The 16,275-nt window shown below is 38.0% G+C and carries 11 protein-coding genes; all 11 read right to left on the reverse strand.

Translation table 11 applies throughout. The features are described from left to right. Window positions 1-42 precede the first annotated feature (42 nt). A complete protein-coding gene (locus J2S08_RS10275) occupies window positions 43-1,731 on the reverse strand; it encodes a hypothetical protein (RefSeq protein ID WP_307229223.1) in 1,689 nt (562 codons plus the stop codon). 12 nt (window positions 1,732-1,743) lie between these two features. Then, window positions 1,744-2,040, reverse strand: a complete 297-nt coding sequence (locus J2S08_RS10280; protein WP_307229225.1) for a hypothetical protein — start codon at window positions 2,038-2,040, stop codon at window positions 1,744-1,746. Window positions 2,041-2,053: 13 nt separating this feature from the next. Then, a complete protein-coding gene (locus J2S08_RS10285) occupies window positions 2,054-4,618 on the reverse strand; it encodes a hypothetical protein (protein ID WP_307229226.1) in 2,565 nt (854 codons plus the stop codon). Then, window positions 4,605-5,081, reverse strand: coding sequence for a hypothetical protein (locus tag J2S08_RS10290; RefSeq protein WP_307229229.1), 477 nt, complete (start codon window positions 5,079-5,081; stop codon window positions 4,605-4,607). The genes J2S08_RS10285 and J2S08_RS10290 overlap by 14 nt, the downstream gene beginning before the upstream one ends. Before the next feature lie 255 nt (window positions 5,082-5,336). Further along, window positions 5,337-6,008 (reverse strand): hypothetical protein, encoded by a 672-nt coding sequence (locus J2S08_RS10295; protein WP_307229231.1) that lies wholly within the window; start codon window positions 6,006-6,008, stop codon window positions 5,337-5,339. Window positions 6,009-6,089: 81 nt separating this feature from the next. Further along, window positions 6,090-9,176, reverse strand: coding sequence for a M23 family metallopeptidase (locus J2S08_RS10300; protein ID WP_307229232.1), 3,087 nt, complete (start codon window positions 9,174-9,176; stop codon window positions 6,090-6,092). A 12-nt stretch (window positions 9,177-9,188) separates the two neighbouring features. Next, window positions 9,189-10,268, reverse strand: a complete 1,080-nt coding sequence (locus J2S08_RS10305) for a hypothetical protein (RefSeq protein WP_307229234.1) — start codon at window positions 10,266-10,268, stop codon at window positions 9,189-9,191. Between the two features lies 1 nt (window position 10,269). After that, a complete protein-coding gene (locus tag J2S08_RS10310) occupies window positions 10,270-10,887 on the reverse strand; it encodes an S-layer homology domain-containing protein (protein ID WP_307229236.1) in 618 nt (205 codons plus the stop codon). Between the two features lie 59 nt (window positions 10,888-10,946). Then, complete coding sequence (locus J2S08_RS10315) at window positions 10,947-14,762, reverse strand: phage tail tape measure protein (RefSeq protein ID WP_307229237.1); 3,816 nt, start codon at window positions 14,760-14,762, stop codon at window positions 10,947-10,949. Between the two features lie 223 nt (window positions 14,763-14,985). Next, the gene (locus J2S08_RS10320; RefSeq protein ID WP_307229239.1) at window positions 14,986-15,132 is read right to left on the reverse strand and encodes a hypothetical protein; all 147 of its coding nucleotides are present in this window, start codon (window positions 15,130-15,132) and stop codon (window positions 14,986-14,988) included. Window positions 15,133-15,317: 185 nt separating this feature from the next. Next, complete coding sequence (locus J2S08_RS10325; RefSeq protein WP_370875667.1) at window positions 15,318-15,743, reverse strand: DNA polymerase III subunit gamma/tau; 426 nt, start codon at window positions 15,741-15,743, stop codon at window positions 15,318-15,320. Window positions 15,744-16,275 lie beyond the last annotated feature (532 nt).

Here is a 16,275-nt window from a genome sequence, read left to right on the forward strand (position 1 = left end):
GTTATTCCCCCGCCTCTTACACATAGTTATCGTTTCATCTGTTCATTTAGTTGCGGTCGGTTTCTTCATCATGTCTTCGTTTACGATCGGTGCATGTTCAATTACTTCTGTTGGTATATCACTACTTGGACAATACATTGTATATCGCCATATAGAATCTATTTTTCCTTCTTCATTCATCACGACTCGCAGCTTGCCAAAAGAAGGCTTGTAATAAAAGGCGAATGGACTGCCGTCCTTATAAACCTTAGATCCTGTGTTGTAAATTAAAGTATCTCCTGCAAACACTCTCATAGTGTCTGGCGCACCATCGAAATCGTATTCAATATAGTAAATCCCTTCCTCAGTAGAAGGATGAAAAAACTCAGCATATCCTTTACTTCCATTCGTTTGGTCTCCACAAGCGACGACATTATCCGGTTCTTTCTCCTTGAACTCCAACGTTACTGTTTTCTCACAAACATGTTCACCATATGTAGCAATCACCTTAACAGAATAGACACCTGCTGTGTTGCTAGTGAATTGGTTATCTCCATTTTGAGTGACTTCTGGAGGAGTATCGACAGTAATGTCTGTCACATGCTCTATATTCATTCCGTGATTGAAGTTCATTTCAATCGTCTCGCCAACTTCCACTGTGGGACCTGTTACCATATCTACCGTCAAATCACACGTAAACTTTCCAACGACCGTTCCTGCCACAACACATTCCTGTCCATCTTGATAAACAACCGTAAATGTAATAGGAAATGTTCCTTCTTTTAAAATGTTGTATGTACCCTCGCCTATTTCTTCCAATGATGCTGCGTCGAAAGAGGACTCGATACTTAATATGCCAGAATTGTTCGCATGTTTAAGAGTAAACGTTACTGACTCACCGATTGACTTTGTAGTACTTTGAGGATGGATCTTTAACGAACATGAGGGAACCGGCGTGTCACCAATAACGACATCATCAGAAGGTTTCCCAATCGGTGGCTGCTTAGGTGTTTCAATCCTTTTGAAACAGGCTGGGTTCATCAACATTCCTACACCCGCCATACGGAAATGGGTGGATGGTCTTTTTGTAAAAGGGGAGTCACCTTCAATAATCGTTACGTAGTATTCATCGACAGTCTCGGTTTTTTCCTCTTCCTCTAAAGGCGGATTTTCTTCCTCAGGGTGTTCCTCGCCTTCAGAGGGTTCTTCCTCAGGATTGGTAGCGATTAAATTAGACCACTGAAAGGGAATCCTTAGATGTAGTTCATTACCTGTGTTTGTTTTTACCTCAATCCAAACCTCATAAATCCCTTCCTCAGCCATGCTCATAAAGTCGTATAGTGGTGTCCCATCGCCTAAGTCTTTTTGGGTAAAGGATATTCCTTTCATGGTCAGTAAAGATTCGTTGTTTGGATCATCTTTTATTGATAAGAGGGTCCCTTTTTCTCCATACTGCAATGGTTCTTCTATAAGAACTGCATCAGTAGCCCTAGAAAAGCGCAAGTAGGCTTTAGCAGACGCAATCCCTATCCCTTTAAGAAAATGAATATCTAAATAGGAAACACTATGTGCTTTAATGTCAATCACGAGTGGATGATGCTGATGGTAGGAAATTACATCGTTAACATCTTTAAACATGTATCTTGAAGGTAAGTGCCTCCATCTAATCGAATGAATAATTGGAGCTGTGTCGTCACCGTCAAATCCAACGTTCTGTTCCATATCCAACTCAGGAATTGGTGTTAACGCCATACTCTTTCACCTCTATTCTTTTATCACTTCTACTTCAAATCCTTGTAGCTTTAAGTCACGAATAAAGTAATCTTTCAAATACAAGTCTTTTGCTTTATTCATTTTTGGCGGCTTTTTCTCGTCTCTTACCACTAACTCTTCGGGAATCCCTTTTAAGAACCCTCTGTACTTGATTTCCGTCGCCTGATTCAATACAAAGGAAATATTTTCGGCAAGTGGTTGATCTCCACTCACCTTCACTTTTCCTAATACTTCTCCCTCATTATCTATAAAAACAACATCATCACCTTTTGCTACCTTTAGAATCATGTCTTTTGCCCCTTTATAATAAGTTGGTAAATCCTAACGCTTCTAATTGTTTATAAATAAAATCATGTTTAGCTTTAAACTTGTCTCTCAGATAACGTCTATTCATAACGTACATTGTAAATGCTTCTGCAAAATCTTCAGAAGGTTTGAAACATCCGTAATCAGAGACAGGTGCCAGTTTTCCATTATCTAGCGTTGTTCCTGGTTTACTCTTTGTTAGTTCAATATACTGACCGTTACTTTTCTTTTTCCATCCACTTATATCTAGCCATTCCGGCATATCGTGTAGTATACTGCCAAACTTGTCAAAACCATAATAAGAAACTGAGTGTCCCAATTCGTGGATAGCTATTTCTGCTGCAACATACGGCAAATAATTTTCTTCATTAAATTCTGGTTTGTAATATTCCATATACTCTCCACCAATCACCCTACTTCCAAAACCTGTACTTGGTTTCATATAATCATATGGTCTATGGGCATTTGCCGATGTGATTGTGTACAGCAACATCTGAGGCTCGAAATTAACGATTGAACTGAGCGCCTTAAAAATGTTTTCTTTACTACCATCTTCTAGTTCTACCAGATGGTTTTGGTCTAGTGCCCACGCCCCTGTGATACCTCCACTATCACTTTCCTCTTCCACATCATTAAAATCGATCCAATCATATACGACGTTAGGGATCATTTTTATAAATGAGGCCATTTTATCTAAAATATCACCTTGTAAAAAACCTTCAGAACTATGATGAAAAAGAACTGGTTTCATTAGTTTAGTTGTCATGAACAGAGATGCTTTTTGTAAATCTGTCAGGCAGTTCAATTCCGTGTCACACCACTTCTTGAATTGACCCCATGTATCCTGTACATTTTCTTTACCACTTTGTACTTCTTGTAAAGACATCCACAAAAATTGATGAAAATCCTCTATTATCACTTTCGATCTTTCTATTTTAAAATTACTTCCATCTGTGAAAAACTCGATCCAATCATTCCGTCCTTCCCAAAATCCTTTATTTAATCTTCTCCCTAATCCTTGTCGATGCTGAATCATAAATTGTTGTGCTAATTCTGTCATTTCCCAATAATCGTCATTAACCGTATTCGCATCTATTGAATAGTCACAATGATATGAGAATCTATCAGGCGAAGGTGGGGTATATGGCTTTTCCTCATCTGGGTTTCCATCATTGTCTCCTGTTCCAGGTGGGAATGGAGTCCATTCATCCTCTGGAATATCTTCTGGTGCTTCAGGATGATATGGTTCTTCATCACATGTTTCACACCAATAAGGGAATCGTAGGTTATCACCTTCCATTACATTTATGGTTGGTAGTAAGACGATATTTGGAATATAGCCAACAGAGCCATCTTCAGGATGTATCACATGTGCTCTTGAAGCATGAACCTTCTCGCTGTATCTAGAAGGATGGAAATCATACTGGTAGTAACCGAACCGTAAATAGTTCCATGCCCGTGGATATTTACGTGCAAACTCCTCTTCTTTCTCTGTACCAATAGCATTCTTCATCAGTCTAATTTCTTCACGAGTCGGGGGCATAAAATTAGAAGGGACATTCCATTTTAAATAATGCGCCTGGTATCTTGCACCATACTTTGTCTTTTTTAACATAATAGAATCTATACCGTTAGAAGGGTGATGGACGTAATTTCTTGTAATCGGTTGTAACGTTTCAACCTTTTCATCGATACTGTCGAAGTCAAAAAATTTACCTACTTGTGTTCCACCTAACAAAGCTATCGGGCCTTCATTCCGTTTAGTAGAGTCCTTCATAACAAGATTTCCGAAAAAAAATGGAACAAGGGTGACATTGTTGTCTTCCCAAGTAGGTGCCGAATCTACTTTTAAAGTAAAAAAACAGCTCGTCTCATCGAACACTCCACGTAATTGAATAAGGGAATCAGCCCACCAATTTGTATTTGTGCGGTAATTTAATTTTCCGATAGATCCTATCATGTCACCTGTATCCGCTTTTAGATTCATCGTAATGATAGGAGATTGTTTCATATCTTCGTAGTATTCATTCTCACTGTAAAACTCTATATCAAGACTAGCCTTTAAAACTCCTTCTCCATTATCGTCGCAAAGAATTGTAATTGGCGTCGCTTTTCCATCGCTCGTCTGGGCGTGTGTGTATCCATCATAACTATCTAACGTATAGCTATAAACCGTTGTATAGTTCAAAAATGCTTTATATATTTCTACGAATCTCTTCATTAGTGCGCCCTTATCAGTAGGTAAATCGATAGTAGAGATTTTAAATGCACCCGTTGATTGTGCAAACGCTAAATATTCATTATCCCAGCGTCTCAAAATAATATGACGAGTAATACATATCATACCTTCCTGAGGTATGCTTGGAAGTCTGTAGCCATTTTCATCTTTCACTAATAGGCCTTTCTCAAAAGTGATTTTATATACATCTACTTTTTTAACCTTGGTATTAAAGTCCTGCCACCAATAGTTATCTTTTTTATCTTTGAATCTCCTAAATACCTTATGAAACAGATCATCTAGGAAACGATCATGTCTAAGTGTTTCTTCAATCCAAGGCATTGTATTCACTCTCCTGCAGTTTCGGATTATTCCTTAAACATTGGAAATTAACCCAAACATATTTTGCTTGTCCACCCCGATTATCAAACCTAAAGGTAATTGGGGTTCCTCTCTCGACCGTTTTTACTGCCATGAGATAAGCACCTTCAGGCAAGTCTTTCGTATAAATTTCGTCAAAAATGTAATTGTTCTGATGATCATCGCCAATAAAGAGACTCCAATTATCTGTTGCATGGTATCTTGAAGCACCTACAGCAACGGAAACGAGCTCTATATCAAACTCAGGAATAAACTGTACATCGAATTTGTCTATCCTACCTAAAACTTCTAACATCTTCCCTTTGATGTAAGGCTCAGTCATGGTCGGCATGAAAGGATAGTCAAGTCTACCACTGTTTAAGCGCCCCACCTGACCAACCCTATCTAACTCACCACCAACAACTACATTTGCACCAAAACTCATGTTGCCACCTCACGATCCCTTTTCCATTATTTATCCCGCCATTGATGGACAGTGCGAGAGCAAAGAAGTTAGTGGAAACCCCACTGATAAAGTGAAACTTCCATGAGTAGGGGTTTTCTCTCATCCCCTACTCATGGTTAGTTGAACCAATCGGACATTTGACTTTCAGTTATCGTTATCTCCCACCTAGACCTCCTCGTTCCTCTTACTCTTGAGGTGGGGGTCTTACTGCCAGTTAGATGTGGGATAAACGTTTCACTGTATCACATAATCTGTAGGGTCTGACGGATTGTAACCATCTGCCCATCCACTCTCAGGTGGTGTAACTTCATCACTCGCAGTATAATGACTGTCTGCATAGTCCTCGGCCTCATCTACCTCTGGATCATGGCCTGAGCTGTAACCACCGCCGTCATAGAAGTCATTAGGATTTTCGTACCCGTCGTCAATAGCTGGAGGTTGTTCATCCACGAACCAATCTGCGTCGTCGTACGTTAGTTCAATTCGTTGGAAGTTACCATATCCATGTTCTTTGAATATTTTGGCAATTACTTCTTGATATTTCCCCATATATTGCGTAGCAATCATCACTTCGACAATCATAAGGTGATTGATGTACTCATGGTCTGGTATATCCGCTCCTACAGGAGGAGTAAGTCCTCTCGTTAGCGTGATTGTGTCAATTGCCCCATTGCGATAAATAATCATCACTTGTTTAATCACATTTGGGTCAATATCGTTTTCATGATCCCTCATCACCTCAAAAGATTCTACTTGCCATTGTGAAGAGTCTAAAGTATTCCCATCATTCAACAGTGGACTCTCAAAGTTGTGAGAAGAACCTCTTTTAATTTGTCCCACTTTACGGTTAATCATATCGAGGATGGGATACACTTCGTTTACGTTCATAAAATTTCGCTGTGTCATAGAATCACCTGCTTTTCTGACTTCATTATAAGAAAAAGAGAGTATTCCTAACGCCATGGCGGAATACTCTCTTCATTACTGTTATGATGTCACTTTGTGTGTAACTGTATCTTCCCAAGTTAATTCTAAGAAATTGACCATCCCTTCTTTACTGCCTACTAATCGATTGCCTTTCACAATAAAGTAACCTGCTGAGGAAGTACTCTTATCATAAATATAACAACCATCAAGCACATCAATCATTGGATTGCCTTTTACCACTACGTTAAAATTACGCGCTTGTCGTTTCATATCGAAGAATAGTTTATTTACTACATCTTCTTTTACTCCTCTAGCTGAAGCACCATTTGATTCGTCAATCCAATCAGCTACAATCTTAGCAGTCCTTATATTCCCCTTTAAGGCTATATATAGTTCTTGGTCAAGAAAGTGTTCAACTTGACCTCGATTTCCTTCAATAATCAAATGATTGCGAACACGTGAATGGTCGATAGATGAAGTAAGGGACTGCAAATTCTCTCCATCAATGAACTCCCATTTATCATTACTTACCGCTAGATTTCTAATATTCTCTAATCGGAAAGTTCCGTACCTGTCACAATAAGCACGATACATAATATCGCCGATTATTTCTTCGATTGCGTCAGATGCTCTCGTCCCTTCTTCAAAGTCGATTGCCTGTACATAAGGGTTTTTATATCCATGGGGATCCTGGACAGTGTCGATACTTTTTTCTATATATTGCTGGCTCTTTGCGTCCCATACAACTGCCCTTTTCCCTCCCCTGTCGATGTCAATGTAGTATGTTTCTTCAATAATAGCATCAGGATATTGGATATCATCCTCATGCAATCGCCAACCAATAAGCCCTGATTCATTCACGATATTGTGAACGATAGCAGATTTAACCCACGCTGTTAAAGGGGTTACTTCATCTCCATGAATCTCATCTCTTCTAGGGAAGGTTAATTCTCTGTCAAACACATGCTCCTCTAAGGTATTGTACATATCTACACAATTAACAGTGATCGTACGTTCCTCTGAGTCCTGTTCAATTTCTCCTTTAATTCTCCCTGTAAATACTCGGACTAAGTTATCTCCATAACCTGCATAGATGCGCACTGGAGTAGCTTCACTAAGTACATGTTGGATAGATCCACCTTCATAATAAGACATCTCGGACTCCTTCAGATTATCAGGAAAAATGGTTGTCCTTTCATAATGCGGGGAGTAGATGCCATATTGGTTGTTTAACGTAAATCGAGCCGTTGCAACTCTCATGTCAAAATGGTGATTCACTTCCCACTGTTTAATATCATCCTCGATGGTAAAAGTTGTATCGTAGACAAATGCCCCCGTTTCCAACCATACATCTCTCTTACGAGTAGTATATTCCTCTGAAACATTTGTTCCGTAAGTTGCCTCCACCTCTGTGACCTTAAAACACTTTAATCCAAACTCTCCTTTTCCACTAACATTTTCAAAAGTAAACGAAAGAATATGAGAGTTAATCCCTGCTTGTCCATCTAAATGAAATTTTCCATGGATTGGCGGTTCAAATGTAGGATGGGTCGTATTATCCTTATTTGTATAAGTTTTGACAATCTCTCCATCATAAGCAACCGTAACTGAATCTCCTTCACCAAGATCTGCATAAAAGGAATATTCAAAGTAACCATCAGTAGAAAAATGATGCTTGTACCCAAATCCTGCAACAGAACCTTTCGGAACATTCCCACTAAAGCCTAAGTACTTCTCTGCTGTTTTTACTGAAGTGAAGTGTTTAAGGTTTGAGCGATCAATCCAATTACCATCAAGCGTTGCATCCTTATCAAAACACTTATTAAATTTTACGTTAGGGATGATTTGAACGGGGCCACCAACAGTATCTCCTGAAACAATGCCTATTTTCTGTTCACCTGTTAAAACAGGGTAAGGGTCTATATGGTTATTTCCTCCATACACCCACTTGCCTTTCCAAAGCTCGAAATGAAGGTGAGCCCCATAAGAGTTCCCTGTATTCCCTACTTTACCTAACCGAGTACCAGCATTAACATATTGTCCACCGCGTACCTGCAAGGAGTCATCTTGCATATGTGCATAAACCGTCATATACCCATTTTCATGTTGAATCATGACACAATTACCGTAAGAAGGACTTTTATAGGCTTTTGTTACGAGTCCTCCATAAGCTGCCACAACCCACATCCCGTTCACCTTTCCTTGTGTCGTGTGGACAAGGTCTATTCCTTTATGATTGCGGCGACCACCTTTATGTTTCATATGATGTGACGAGACTTTCGCACCGTTTTGAAGGTTGATACTCTCTATTGGGAACACGATACTTGACGGAGATGAGTTGGCGCTTATCGCCATCTTTTGTTCTTGGACAGTGTACACTTCTTCCTTGTCACATCCACAGTCATCTTTTACTAAAGTTTGAGAATGCTTGCTGATAAGCCCTAACGCGTCTGTCCCACAATTCCACTTATGAGAGTTTTCCGTGCGTATAGCATCGTAATAACTTTTTACTTTACTTTTCCAATTCGCCCCATCTGCTGACCATACCCATTTGTTATAGCCCTTATCTCCACCTTGATGAAAATAATCAATGTCATTTTCATCCATATAGCCTCTAGCGTTTATTCCATTGTATTTGCTCTTCATTGCATCTGCATATCGTTTGCACGCCCAATGTGCCTGAGTCTCTATCCCCGAATAAGTAAAATCACATTTGTTCGGACAACCATACCCAACAATGAAACTTCCTTTCTCCGGCCTACCTTGTCCTAAAGTCCCAAATCCTGTTTCATGTTTCGCTATAGCTAACATGAAATAGTAGGCTTGTTTCGGAAGGCTAAATTCTTTTACTTTTTTACTAAAAGCACATTTGATATACTCAAACCTTTCTCCTGACTCCCCTCCCGGTGTCATGCCACTCGGCTCTGCACCTAAAGGAGCGTTTATCGATATACTTGGTTTAAGAATCTCTAAGGTAGAGTGCCTAATTCTGTCTACTACATCGAACCGACTTTTCATTCCTGGGACGTAAGATAGTTTGTCTAATTCGATAACAACTCTAGGTTCGTGCCCAAGAGCATTTACTTTACGTAGAATATCTTCCATCAGACTTACAGAAGGAGTTTGATGGTCATATATAAACGTCATGAATACCCGCTCCTATCTAAATTGTTCTAACGCCCACTCTGTAAAACGGTGCAAGTAGACAATCGCCTCAGCCCTTGTTACACAAACGTCCGGCTGGAATGTGTTATCCTCGTAGAGTGGAAAAACGTAACAACCGTCATTGAACTTTTCGTCAAGTATGTTGACTACATCTTCTTCGTACCACTTACCTACGAATTTCTCTCTATCTTTAATATATCTTTCTGTTTTATCGATCACTTTAGGTTGATATCCTCTGTCAGTGTACCTATTGTAAAAATTCTTTCTCATACGCTGTAGTAATGAAAAGAACTCAAATCTTGGTATAGTAATATTCGGAAAAAACCTATCATTGTATATCGCACAAGTTGAAGAGGGTACTACTTTTTCTCTTTGACGATTTTTTATGACCGCACCTGATTTATAATTATAGTTCACAAGTATCGGAAACTGATTTAAATGAAAGGAAACGTAGAGTACTCCATTTATAATAGTAAAACAGTTATGCTTATATCCTATCGTCCTCATCAGAGCAGAGTGTATAGACTCCCCCACTTGAACATCTACATTCACTCGTCTCAGTTTCTGTCCCATACAAACAGCCATCTCATTAAGTCCGTATCGTAAATCAAACTCGTACTTATCAGCCATATCCAGTTTCTTGTTTGGATAGAGAACTTGACATCCGATTGTTTTCGGATAAATATGACAATTTTCAGAGGTTTCATCTCCTTGGTGCATATCGAGAACGCCTGATAAGTAGACACTTACCTCTTTACCACCTGCTATTGGATGACCGATGTAGACAAAATCCGTCTCCAACTTACTTGGTTTTGTCGGAACTCCATCAATATAAACAATAACTATTTCTCTTGAATCAGGTTTGTAACCACTAATGTTAAACCTTGTTTGTCCTTCCGTTGTCGTGAAATTATGTACACTACGTGTTTTACCTGTTACAAATTTATTGTACAATTTACCACTGTACAGTTTTTCCTCCTTCTTGGAATCTAGGAATATTCTTTCTGCTTCTAATACGTTCCTATAGAACCATTGAGTAGTGTTGACGTCTAACCATCTTACAGTCCCCCCCATGTTAATACCCCCTTAACATTTTATCTATATGTTTATACGTCCTTGTCATAAAAGCAGTTGTTTCTGCTCTTGTTATCCATTTCTCAGGATGGAAATACTGTACAGGAGTTCCATCAGCAGCGTAAGTGGAAATGAGACCTCTTTGTTGCATTTCGTCAATGTAAGTTTGAGCCCAATGATTTTCTATGTCGATGAAAGGGTACTGATGCCTAAACTCAAAATCTTGTTTTCTAATCATCAGCAAATTAACTGTAATAAGATACTTTGTCTCAAACTCTACCGCTCGGATATCTAAATCACCGTTTACAACACCAAGAAAAATAGTGCCTTTTTCGTCATAGAACTTATGCTCTGCACCTATAAACTGTAACCAGTCAGCATATTCATTCTTACTTGTGAACAACAATTGTATTGTCACAGAGTAATGAGATGTCCCTTTGCTAATGATTCCTGCTGATGATTGTAAATTAATATTGGCGTGAGTCATTAGGTTTGGAGTAGGTGGTTTATACTCATTCGTCATTCTCCCTCTCACTTGTACGAAACGTATTCCATTGTCATAGAATAATTTACGTTTAAAAACATCATCATTCGTTTTGTTCGGCTTTTGTTGTGCCATCCTTTTCACCCCTAATTATTATAGTAAACCCCACCTAATGATTAGATGGGGTCTTGTAATTAGAATGTTCGGTATCCAAAAGGGTTACCGTTTAGTTGTGTACGCATATTTGCATTTCTGCCTGCTGCAATTCCTTGACCTAATTGAAAACCGATATCAGATAGTTGCTTGCTTCCTGTATCACCATTAATATTAGGTAAAGTAATATTGACGTAAGTGTCGCCTATTCCCGATTGGATCGTCATGTTAGAATGAGTACCCTTACTTACCATGTAGTCGTACTGTGACATTGGATGAACTCCCTCAGGAAGATTAAACGAACCTCCCTGGTTTTTTAATTCTTGATAAATGTTCAACTGAGTAAGTAAAGACTTTTTCGTTAGTTCCCTAATTTCTGCATTAATTTTATCAATATCATCAGCGGTTGCTTTAGGATCTTGTTGGGCTACTTTTAAATCTGCAATATATTTATTTAATTGGGACCTTTCTTTATTCAGTTGATTCATTCGGAACGGTTTCATTATTGGATCTCTTGCGTCCACTCCCCCAAAAGAAAGCCGTTGTCTTAACATAGCGATTTCTTGGTTGTCATCGAACTCTTTTAAATCCTCTCTGTAAGCCAACGCCCTGCTTAATCGAAGGTTCTTTAATTCAATAGTTTGATCAAGAATTGATTTTTCTAGATTTCTAATGATATTTTTTAACTCACCGTCAACATCTAAAGAAGGCTCATTATTTTGGCTTGAAGCTAAGTCTTGGTATGAAACTAGCTCACTCTGTAATGAGGCTAATTCTGTCTGAGCATTACGAATCTTTTCATCGTATTGTTGACGAGAGTTCTCTACAGTCCCCAGTATCGTTTTCATATCAGCAATTTGACGATTATATCTCGTATCCTCTAGCCTATCATCAATCGGTCTTTTGGCGATTTGGAATGCCATTCTACGGTCAGCAACTTTCAAGTTATCATAGTACTCGCTGAATTCCTTCTCGACCTCAAAATCTCTCAACGCTTCTTTTTTAAGTTTGCTCTGCAAACTTTTGTATTTTTTAGATGTTACTTTCCTCCCATTCTTGTCCTTTTCGAACTGTTCACCTGTTCGTTCCATCTCAGCAAGCTGCTCTCGATACGTTTCAATACTTCTCTTAGAAAGTTCCTTTTGGTGTTCATAAACTTTCATTTCTTCTTGAAGTTGTTCCCTTTTTAACGCTAAGAATTCTACGGAATTTGATTTTACCCCACTAAGCAGAGCAGCTGTTTGTTCTTTGACATTTTCGGTTCTTAGTTCTTGTAGTTTGTTTTTCATTGTCCCAAGGGTGTCGGATATGAACTCAATTTCTTCGCCATTCGACCATTTTTTTAAATCTGACTTTGACTTGTCATGATGATATTTACGTTTCATATCATCCTTTTTCCCTTGTTCTACATTCATTTTTTCGTATTCTTTCCGAAATTTTTCGTCATTCAGCGCATCTAATTCTTCATACAATCCTGAGTCTTTCTTGTATTGTTTAGTAACATCTGCTATCGTCCACTCTCTATCGCCCTCTTTGAGGTTAGCGTTGTGTTTTTCTACGATTTTGTTTATATCTGTGGTCTTGTATTTTTCCAAAGCCCATTTATCAAAGTCGCGTTGAAAATTGGCTAAATCATTATATCCTACGTATTGATTACCAGGACTAAATATATCTTGGATTGTGTTATCGCTATGCTGCAAAACCTTATAAATGACTCCGGCCCACTTGCCTTCATTAGTCAACTCTTTCATTTTTGTAAATTCATCCACAACATCTATTTCTGTTGTCTTGTCGCGAATCTTTCGCTCAATGGGACTAAGTTCTGCATCTTTCACGACATCAGAGATCGTATTATCAATTAAATTTTCTCCATATGATAACGCCATTTGCCATCCAAAACGTCCAATGGTTTTACCAAGAGTCTTCCCCTTAGACAAAAGTGTTGCAGGTTTAGCTCCTTTATGCTCCTCACCTGACAAGCCTTGACTAGCCATTCCTTCTTCCGATAAATGAACATTAGATTTATTTAAACAAGATAGAACTGAACCTATAAAAGTATTGTTAATTGCAGCTACTAGTTCGCTCATGACCTCTGAGTTCTTTTCTACCCAATGAGATCCATGACCAATAACATCAGCTAAATGCTTAATTAATGGTGTGATGGACTCAAAGACATTTGTTAATGATACGTTAAAATCAACTTTTGCTCTTTCTATATCTATGATGTTTGAACTTAAAGATTTTGATAATGTCTTAAAGATTACATCTAGCTGAATATTTAGCGCTTTTTTTATCATATCGTGAATATTTTGCCCATTTCCAATTTCCACACCAACGTCATTAAAAGATTGAATATAAGATCGGAATTTATCTATTCGAAATCCGTTAGCAGATAGTTGGAAAATATCATCAAGTGTCTTATCTTCTATTTTATTTCTAGCAACAAGATTTCCAATACCGGTATAAACGTCAAGCCCTTTACGCTTCACGTTTCTACCGGATCCATCCTGTTCATAAACATCTATACCATAGTGTGATAGTTTTTCATGGACTGTCGACATACCAAGACGTGTGTTAATGGTTTTGAACATATTAGCAATGTCCTCTCCACTGAGTCCTAACGATTGTAATGCATTCGTTACCATCATACTCGCCTCAGTAATGCCGATTTTATTTGCAGCGAATGTTGCTCCGGACTCCATCAGTACTTTCATTAGATCTTCTGTCGTTGTCTTAGAAATGTTGGTAGCCAACCCGAAAGATTTTACAACTTCATCCATGTGCCAAATCGAGAGCCCAAATTGTTTCATTAATGACTCTAGTCCAAGTGCGATTGTATTGACTAAGTCTCCTTCGTTATCCAACCTATGAATCATAGAGGCAAAGTCCATAAAGGTAAGTGCTTCTTCTTTATTCTCGGCTACACGAGATGCAATAGAAGAAACCTTAGACATGTCGGCATAATCAATAGCATACAAGCCTGCTTTCTGTTTGACACCAAGCATCACTTCTCCAACTTCTTTTTCTACTTTTTCAATATCAGGAGTCATATTTCCTTGACTATCTTTCATCTGATAGCCGTCCTTTTGCATAAAGTTTTGAAAGACCTTTAACTTTTCTGGTTGAGACGCCTTAAAAGTTTTCATTGCTTGAAGAATTGCCGTTATTGGTATTTCAGACCTACCACTTGATCGAAGCAGCATGTCCATTACTGCTTCTTCTATCCCTAAACTCTTAAATTGATGATCACGTTTAGTATTGAAAACGAGAGGATCTTTTTTGTTATGATGAGAAGATAGTGGAGAGTCGACTTCGGCTTTTATATGTGTAAATTGGTTGTTAATTTGTTCTATCACTTTTCTAACGATGTCATGATTCAGTTTACTAATCTCGTCAATTAAATAATGTTTAAAGGTAGAGTCTGGCTCTACCTTCACTTCTTGTACTAAATTTTTAAGTTCAGTCATCATTTCTCTAGTACCTAAGAATAGTTTATTATTCATAACATATTCCAAACTAGAGAAATCCTTTTTTATTCCGTTTCCATTAAAAGACCCATTATACATACTGCCAAAAGTCTTTTCTAAATGATCTTCCGTGACTCTTAAACCCTTTGTAATGTTTTGTTGCAACCTCTTTGTCAAATCTTTAATAGGTACGTCGTTGCCTCTACTCTTGGTAGTTTGTGAAGTCAAATTAAATAAAGAACTCTTTATAGCAATAATACGTTGCTCTAGCTTACCGAATCTTCCGTCAATTAGTTCCAGCTGTTCCCCTAATGCTAGTATATTCCTTATAGACTTCTCAAATATGTTAGTAGTTGTTCCAGCTGATTGTCTTAGAACATCTCTTGACATTACCCTCACCAACCTTAAAATACTCAATCCTGCACCTAACAAATAAAGTGAAACTTCCATCAGTGGGGGTTTTCTCTCATCCCCCACTGATGGTTAGTTGAACCAATCGGACATTTGACTTTCAGTTATCCCCCACCTAGACTTCTTCGATCCCTCTTACTCTTAAGGTGGGGGTCTTACTGCCAGTTAGATGTGGGATAAATAGGAACGGGCAGGATCATTATTACAAGATACCTGCTAACCATTCCATATCATCAGAATCAGCTACCTCATATCCATCAATTACTTCTTTACCATCTCCGTTGATAGATACATCTCCCTGAGATTCGCTAAATGATGCCCCACTTCCAAACAATCCGGAAAACGCCATTGAATGAACCTTTACCGTAAACTCTATGTGCTTATGACACTTTTTTAAATAGTAGTTTAACTGAGGTAAAGTTAGTTCCCATATATCCTGTTTCTTCATTCCAAGGTAATGACCCAAATTAAAGAAGATATCAGCCCAATCTATAAAGGCATTTTCATCGTACTTTTTCTCTTCTTCCTTTGAGTCTATAAAGACTTTTTTATACCATTTAATCCAATCATAATATCGATAATTTGTTTAGCTGTATGAATGTCCACATAATTCGCTAAATAATCAGCCGTGATCTCTTTGTAATATGGTTTAAAAGCCATTAATAAAACTTCTAATAACTCCTCAAAATGATCCTCACCTGATTCGTCAGCAATCAGGTTGGAAATAATAATACCTGTATCAATCGTGTTTAGTTTCTTCATTAAATTCTTCCCATCTAGTAAACCTAGAGGAGGTATTTTATAAGTAATCCCGTCACGAAGTCGAACAGTGTCATCTTCCTCGAAAAAGACTTTCTCCATGTAATCCGATTCTTCTTTCGTCAACGGTCTCTTCTCTTTATTCTGTTCTTGCTTTATTTCTCTCGTTTCTGCCTCATCTTCAACCTTCATATTAGACATATCATTTTCTTGCCCTATATGAGGAATTTTCAATTCTCTTTCACTCATATTCGTTTCCCCCTATTACTCGATATTCCCCCATGAAAAATTAATCTGAGAACAAAAAGGTTGGGGATTCCTTTAGCCCTCATGAACAATATAAGAAGGTAGCATACAAAACTAACAAAATCATGGAAAAGAGGTATGCCCCAAAAGCCCCTTTAAAGTTAAAAAAACCCACAGTGATTATTTATCCTTCGTGGGTTCTATATAAGTTCGCTTTTTTCTTATGAAGCAGGAGATTTTTCTATTCATGAGATTGTAATCGGTAGAAATTACGTTAATCAAAAGAAGTTTTTGTTATTCTATTCAAGTGAAATCATTTAAGCGCGAGAGTACGTACAAGCGTCGCTTATGAAATAGTAATATAAGAAATGAGGGGGATAGTTCTCATTACCACTTTAAAAATAAAAAGTCAATACATAAAAATAAAAAAGGTTGATTTAAAAAAATACATACTGTATAATGTAATTTGTGGTTGATAGTACAATTA

The sequence above is a fragment of the Bacillus chungangensis genome, from assembly GCF_030812995.1.
Taxonomy (GTDB): domain Bacteria; phylum Bacillota; class Bacilli; order Bacillales; family Bacillaceae_C; genus Bacillus_CF; species Bacillus_CF chungangensis.

Bases quoted from the DNA above. Each gene is read 5' to 3' on its own strand.
- J2S08_RS10275 (WP_307229223.1), bottom strand. From the start codon at position 1,731: ATGGCGTTAACACCAATTCCTGAGTTGGATATGGAACAGAACGTTGGA.
- J2S08_RS10280 (WP_307229225.1), bottom strand. From the start codon at position 2,040: ATGATTCTAAAGGTAGCAAAAGGTGATGATGTTGTTTTTATAGATAAT.
- J2S08_RS10285 (WP_307229226.1), bottom strand. From the start codon at position 4,618: ATGCCTTGGATTGAAGAAACACTTAGACATGATCGTTTCCTAGATGAT.
- J2S08_RS10290 (WP_307229229.1), bottom strand. From the start codon at position 5,081: ATGAGTTTTGGTGCAAATGTAGTTGTTGGTGGTGAGTTAGATAGGGTT.
- J2S08_RS10295 (WP_307229231.1), bottom strand. From the start codon at position 6,008: ATGACACAGCGAAATTTTATGAACGTAAACGAAGTGTATCCCATCCTC.
- J2S08_RS10300 (WP_307229232.1), bottom strand. From the start codon at position 9,176: ATGACGTTTATATATGACCATCAAACTCCTTCTGTAAGTCTGATGGAA.
- J2S08_RS10305 (WP_307229234.1), bottom strand. From the start codon at position 10,268: ATGGGGGGGACTGTAAGATGGTTAGACGTCAACACTACTCAATGGTTC.
- J2S08_RS10310 (WP_307229236.1), bottom strand. From the start codon at position 10,887: ATGGCACAACAAAAGCCGAACAAAACGAATGATGATGTTTTTAAACGT.
- J2S08_RS10315 (WP_307229237.1), bottom strand. From the start codon at position 14,762: ATGTCAAGAGATGTTCTAAGACAATCAGCTGGAACAACTACTAACATA.
- J2S08_RS10320 (WP_307229239.1), bottom strand. From the start codon at position 15,132: ATGGCGTTTTCCGGATTGTTTGGAAGTGGGGCATCATTTAGCGAATCT.
- J2S08_RS10325 (WP_370875667.1), bottom strand. From the start codon at position 15,743: ATGTCTAATATGAAGGTTGAAGATGAGGCAGAAACGAGAGAAATAAAG.